The organism is Acetobacter tropicalis (assembly GCF_001580915.1).
Classification (GTDB): domain Bacteria; phylum Pseudomonadota; class Alphaproteobacteria; order Acetobacterales; family Acetobacteraceae; genus Acetobacter; species Acetobacter tropicalis.
On record NZ_LHZQ01000207.1, the window covers coordinates 50,562 to 56,561 of the forward strand.

Consider the following 6,000-nt stretch of genomic DNA (forward strand, 5'->3'; position numbering starts at 1 on the left):
AAGACATTGTGCATGCTCTTGAAACTCGGTTTCGCTGTTTCAGCGGGCTCACATGGTCGTATTTCTCTTTCTGCGGGTGGAAGCAGCCATTGAGGAGCGCTGTTGCAGAAACTTAAAGAGCGGCTCTTGGCTCAGTCTTCCTGCCCGGCGCTGTCTCCATCTGGCAGGCTTCCCAACTGCTCACAGGCCCGCGCCAGCCGTACATCTGGATTCTGTGTTTCACAGAGCTTGCGCACATCCGGAGAGCAGAGTTCTATGGAGTTCTCAAAATCTGATTCCAGCACGTCCTGCGCAATGGCCAGATCCTGATCATGCGTGCGCGTCTGTTCTTCTTCAAGCTGAGCCTGGGTTTTGTGCAGCTCTTTCAGGGAGCCGATGCAGGCTTCACTGGCAGCTTCCGGCTTGAACTGAAGCACGGCCAATTCCTTCTGCAACTGCATGTTGGGCACTTTGCTGCGGACTTCGCTGTTCTCCCCGTTTGGCTCGCTTTCTTCAGCGTGGCCCGTCAGCGGGGCTGAAAACGCAGCAAAAAGCAGGGCTGCAACAAGAAAGGGCTGGCTGAATCTGGGCACGCTCACACTCTCTGCACTTGAGGAAACGGGGCTGGATGCTCCCATGATTTCTGTCCTAGCGTGCTCATTGCCTCAAGGCCAAGAGGGAAACGCCCCAAAGTGGTTCCGAGATGTGCAGGGTTGGCATGTGCCAGCGTTTGGTGCTATCTACCGAGGTGGAAAGTCGGCGGTGGACGGGCACCTTGTTGACCAGGTCAGATCCGGAAGGAAGCAGCCACAGTAAGTTTCGCCCGGGTCATTGTCCGGCTTTCCACCGTTTTCCGCCCTTGGCCAGTTCTTGCGGGCGTGACTCTTACTCTTCGGAACTGTCATGACCGATAAGACCGATGCGCAGCTTTCTCAGGATGAGGGGCTTCCCGATCCTGTTATGGAAGGCCCCGGTCTGTTTGGAGAAGACCCTTCTCCGGCTTCTGCGCCTGTGGTGAGTGCGCCATCTGGCTCCCCCTATCGTGTTCTTGCCCGGAAATATCGCCCCACCACGTTTGATGACCTGATTGGTCAGGAAGCCATGGTGCGCACGCTGCGCAATGCGTTTGCGCTGGGGCGCGTGGCCCACGCCTTTATGCTGACAGGTGTGCGCGGGGTGGGGAAAACCACCACGGCCCGCATTATCGCCCGTGCGCTCAACTGTATCGGGCCGGATGGCAAGGGTGGCCCCACGCCAGATCCGTGTGGTGTGTGCGCCAATTGCGTCGCCATTCTGAATGACCGCCACCCCGATGTGCTGGAAATGGATGCTGCCTCCCGCACGGGGGTGGATGATGTGCGTGAGATTATAGAAGCCACGCGCTTCCGGCCCATGCAGGGGCGGATGAAGGTCTTCATTATTGACGAAGTGCACATGCTCTCCCGCAACGCGTTCAATGCGTTGCTGAAAACGCTGGAAGAGCCGCCTGCACAGGTCACGTTCATTTTTGCCACGACGGAACTGCGCAAGGTGCCGGTAACGGTGCTGTCCCGCTGCCAGCGGTTTGACCTGCGCCGTGTGCCGCAGGCAGATCTGGCCGCCCTGTTTGCCCGCATTGCGGAAAAGGAACAGGTGCGTCTCTCCTCCGAGGCTCTGTCACTGATTGCCCGCGCGGCGGATGGCTCGGTGCGTGATGGTCTTTCCCTGCTTGATCAGGCCATTGCCCAGGGCACGGGGCCGGATGGAGCATCAGAGGAAATTGGTGCTGCTCTTGTCAGTGACATGTTGGGGCTGGCGGATCGGCAGGTGGTTTTTGATCTGCTGGAAGCCACGTTTACCGGCAAACCGGACAAGGCGCTGGCGCTGGCTGATGCAGCCCATGCGCGGGGTGCAGACCCCGGCCTGATGCTGGGGGACATGCTGGAACTGGTGCATACCATTTCCCGCCTGCGGGCTGTTCCTTCCCTGCGGGATTCGGCCGATCTGCCAGAGGCTGAGCGGGTACGCGGCACGGAAATGGCAGAAAAACTGCCCGTGCCGGTGCTGATGCGTGCCTGGCAGATGCTGGTGAAAGGCGTGCAGGAAGTTGAGTCCGCACCGGACAGACGCGCCGCCGCCGATATGGTGCTGATCCGCCTTTGTTACGTGGCGGACCTTCCCTCCCCGGCTGATCTGATCAAACGTCTGTCCGGGCAAGAAAACACTCCAGCCCCACCTTTGGCGGGCGGTGCACAGACTTCTTCTTCTGGGATGAGTGGGCAGAATGGGTCACTTCCTTCTGCGCACACCGAGACGTCAGACGTTCATCCCCCATGGGAGGAAGCGTCTGCCCAGCGTCCTGCGCCACAGACAGGAACCGGGTTGGATGGCGATGGCAGTCCTTCCGCCTCATCAGCGTCTTCAGCGCGGCCGGACACATCCGCTCATCAACCGGAAGAACCTCCGCCTGCTTTGAGAATGGTCGGAGGCACCTCTGTCATGGCTGTGCAGCCCGATATTGCCCGAGAGCCTGCTCAGGGTGAAGAGCAGGCGCCTCAGGTTGCGGCTGAGCCAGCGGTAGAACCTTCCGAACCTGCACAACCAAGCATTGCTCCCATGCCCCGCACGTGGCGTGAGGCCGTGGCCTTGGTCAAGGACCGGAGGGAAGCCCTGCTGCATGGGCATTTGCGGAATGCAGTGCATCTGGTTTCCTTCGCGCCGGGTGACATTGTGGTGCGGCCGGAGGTTGGCGTTCCGTCTGATCTGGGGCGGCAGCTTCAGCGTGTGCTTGAGCACGCCACTCATCAGCAATGGCGGGTCAAGACCTCGGATGAGGCCGGGGAGCCCACTTTGGACGAACAGGGTGCGGAAATCATCCAGTTCCAACGCCGCACTGCCAAGGCACATCCGCTGGTTAAAGCCATTCTGGCCACTTTCCCGGATGCGGAACTAGGTGAAGTGCGTGACCACGGGCTGGATGATTACGGCCTGCCCCCTGAGGAGGTGCCAGACCTTGTATTTGCACCGCTTGACGCCGAACTGCTGGACGAGGATGAACGACCATTCGATCCCGGTTCATCCATGGATTGAGCCGGATATCGGCCGGAACCTCCGGCTTTAACGACAGGGTGGAAAACCACCCCAGACCAGACCGCTGCACTGCGGTCAGACAGGGAGAGTAAACCATGAAAAATCTTGCCGGACTGATGAAGCAGGCGACCCAGATGCAGGCAAAGATGGAAGCCATGCAGGCCACGCTGGAAGCGATGAACATTGAAGGCGCTGCTGGTGCTGGCATGGTCAAGGTCGTGCTGAGCGGCAAGGGTGATATGCGCTCCATCACCATCGACCCCAAACTGGCAGACCCTGCAGAAATGGAAATGTTGCAGGACCTGATCGTGGCGGCCTGTGCTGATGCCCGCACCAAGCTGGATGCCAAGGCAGCGGAAGAAATGCAGAAAGTCACCGGTGGGCTGAACCTGCCCGCAGGTATGAAGCTGCCGTTCTGATCCATCGCGCAATGCGTGCCCGCATGACATGGCGGGCGCGATGCAGAGCGGATGGAGAAGACAGGCGGAGTGCAGGATGCGCGGGCAGGAAATAGAGCAGCTTATCAAGCTTCTGGGGCGGTTGCCGGGCTTTGGCCCGCGTTCGGCCCGGCGCATTGCCCTGTTTCTGCTGCGTGATCCTCAGGCGCGCCTGGTGCCGCTGGCCCGCGCGCTGGAACATGCCGGTAATGCTGTCAAAACCTGTTCCACCTGCGGCAATCTGGACACGGTTGACCCCTGCCACATCTGCACGGACCCGGTAAGGGACCGCAGCGTGGTGTGTGTGGTGGAAACGGTGGGTGATCTGTGGGCGCTGGAGCGTGCTGGCGTGCATAGAGGGGTCTATCTGGTGCTGGGCGGAACGCTTTCTCCGCTGGCGGGGATAGGGCCGGAAGACCTGAATATAGCCCCCCTGCTGGACAGACTGGAATGTGGCAGTGTGCGTGAAGTCATTCTGGCACTGGGGGCCACTGTTGAAGGGGCCACCACCATGCACTGGCTGATGGACAGGTTGGCGATTTATGAGGGCGTAGCCGTCAGCCGGGTTGCGCAGGGCGTGCCTGTGGGCGGCGCACTGGATGTGCTGGATGATGGTACACTGGCGGCGGCTCTGGGCGCCCGACGGCCTGCCTGAAGAGCAGCGTATACTAACCCGGAGACGGAGAATAACGTGGCGATAAATGCTTTTCCAATTTCTTCACGCATCCCGCGTCGGGCATTGGTAACGGGGGGCAAGGCGCGGCTGGGCAAGGCTATTGTTCTGGCGTTGGCTGAAGCCGGGTTTGATGTGGCCATTCATTACCGTGGAGACACGGAAGCAGCGGAAGAAACGCGGAAAGAAGTTGTGGCGCTGGGCCGTAAGGCGTGTCTGCTCAAGGCGGATCTTGCACGGGAAGAATTTGTTTCGCCATTGGTGGAACAGGCAAGTGCAGCGTTGGGCGGTCCGCTTGGGGTGCTGGTCAACAATGCCTCAACCTTTGAGCGTGATGAATGGGATGACGCGACAAAGGAAAGTTGGGTCGGGCATATGAAGCCCAACCTGCGTGCGCCATTTGTTCTGATGCAGGCTTTTGCCAAGGCGCTCCCCAAGGATGCGGAGGGGATGGTGCTGAACATGCTGGATCAGCGCGTGTGGTCCCTTACCCCTCATTTTATCAGTTACACGGTGTCCAAAAGTGCTTTGTGGACCCTGACACAGACCATGGCGCTTGCGTTTGCACCTCATGGCATTCGGGTGAACGCCATAGGCCCCGGCCCTGCTCTGGCCAGTGTGCGGCAGAGTGAGGAACAATTTGCCCGGCAATGCGCTTCCGTACCCCTGGGTCATGGCACATCGCCAGAAGAAGTGGCGCGGGCTGCCCTGGCTCTTCTGGCGTTACCCTCAGTTACGGGGCAGATGCTGGCGCTGGATGGCGGGCAACATTTGCAGTGGTCTCCGGCTGCGGCAGCCGGTTCTGTTTTGGAAGAATAACCCTCGTATGACAGTTTTTGCTCCGTGGGCGGATGAACCGCCTTTGCGCTGCCTGTTCCTCAACAACATGGTGCTGGATGCGCATATTGGCGTTTTCCCGCATGAGCAGGGTGTCACCCAGCGTATCCGCGTTTCCGTGGCGTTTGGTGTGCTGGATCGGGATGATCTGGAAGTGGGCGCAGATGATCTGAGCCGCACGGTCTCTTACGAGCATGTGGTGCTTCTGGTGCGCCGTATTGTAAGTGAAGGGCATGTAAGGCTGGTGGAAACATTGGCGGAACGCATTGCCGCCGGTGTTCTGGCAGATGCCCGCGTGCGCGTTGTGCGCATAAAAATTGAAAAACTGGATGTTTTTGAAGAAATTGAATCCGTAGGCGTAGAAATAGAACGTAGAGCCACCACCCGGGGCTGAGGGGGAATCCGAATTTTTCTGTCTACAAATTCTATTTTTTATTCTTTTCTTGTTGAAAATAAAGATGGTTTTCAATAAAATAGATGCACATGTTCTATTTCTGCCCAAAATTCATATTGAAATGACAGTGTATCTTCCGTGAGAAGTGGCGCTTTTTAAGTCTTAGAGCGCACTGCGACTAGCTTGAATCATAGGATTTCCAAAGGGCGTCTGATGTGCTTCAAGATGAAGACTGGTGAAGGAGGCCAGCCTTCGTGCCGAAAGCCTACTCGCAGGATTTACGAGACCGTGTAATTGATGCGGTGGAGAAAGACGGTATGAGTTGCCGGGCAGCGGCGCGGCGCTTCGGCGTGAGTGATGCTTCAGCGATCAAATGGGTGCAACGCGCAAGACGCGTCGGGGATCGGTGCTGCCCCGGCACGGGCGGGCATCGTCCCTCGAAAACCAGACCAGAACGGGTTTGGCTGCTGGCCATCATTGATGCCGAGCCTGATATCACCCTCGCAGCGCTGTCGATCCGACTGCGCGAGGAGCGTGGCGTTCAGGCCGACACGGGCATGCTCTCACGCTTTTGGGACTATCCTGAATTTTGTGCGGTGTGGTTATAACCT

At 58.7% G+C, this 6,000-nt stretch carries 7 protein-coding genes and 1 other RNA gene; 7 read left to right on the plus strand and 1 reads right to left on the minus strand.

What is annotated here, in order from left to right; all coding sequences use genetic code 11:
- Nucleotides 1-131: 131 nt before the first annotated feature.
- Entirely contained in the window at nucleotides 132-617 is a 486-nt protein-coding gene (locus AD944_RS09215) for a hypothetical protein (RefSeq protein WP_035378889.1), read from the minus strand.
- 112 nt (nucleotides 618-729) lie between these two features.
- Between AD944_RS09215 and ffs the strand changes: the two genes are divergently transcribed.
- The 7 genes from ffs (at nucleotide 730) to AD944_RS17580 (ending at nucleotide 5,997) form a co-directional block, all read left to right on the plus strand.
- Nucleotides 730-827, plus strand: an RNA gene (ffs, locus tag AD944_RS09220) — signal recognition particle sRNA small type.
- A 55-nt stretch (nucleotides 828-882) separates the two neighbouring features.
- Nucleotides 883-3,048: a DNA polymerase III subunit gamma/tau gene (locus AD944_RS09225; protein WP_045541828.1), complete on the plus strand. Its 2,166-nt coding sequence runs from the start codon at nucleotides 883-885 to the stop codon at nucleotides 3,046-3,048.
- A gap of 95 nt (nucleotides 3,049-3,143) precedes the next feature.
- Entirely contained in the window at nucleotides 3,144-3,467 is a 324-nt protein-coding gene (locus AD944_RS09230) for a YbaB/EbfC family nucleoid-associated protein (protein WP_006557590.1), read from the plus strand.
- Nucleotides 3,468-3,543: 76 nt separating this feature from the next.
- The gene (gene recR, locus AD944_RS09235; protein ID WP_006557591.1) at nucleotides 3,544-4,140 is read left to right on the plus strand and encodes a recombination mediator RecR; all 597 of its coding nucleotides are present in this window, start codon (nucleotides 3,544-3,546) and stop codon (nucleotides 4,138-4,140) included.
- Between the two features lie 36 nt (nucleotides 4,141-4,176).
- On the plus strand, nucleotides 4,177-4,977 hold the full coding sequence (locus AD944_RS09240) for an SDR family oxidoreductase (protein WP_045541829.1): 801 nt from the start codon (nucleotides 4,177-4,179) through the stop codon (nucleotides 4,975-4,977).
- A 7-nt stretch (nucleotides 4,978-4,984) separates the two neighbouring features.
- Nucleotides 4,985-5,389: a dihydroneopterin aldolase gene (folB, locus tag AD944_RS09245; protein WP_045541830.1), complete on the plus strand. Its 405-nt coding sequence runs from the start codon at nucleotides 4,985-4,987 to the stop codon at nucleotides 5,387-5,389.
- Nucleotides 5,390-5,643: 254 nt separating this feature from the next.
- On the plus strand, nucleotides 5,644-5,997 hold the full coding sequence (locus tag AD944_RS17580; RefSeq protein WP_045541831.1) for an IS630 transposase-related protein: 354 nt from the start codon (nucleotides 5,644-5,646) through the stop codon (nucleotides 5,995-5,997).
- The last annotated feature ends 3 nt before the right edge of the window (nucleotides 5,998-6,000 follow it).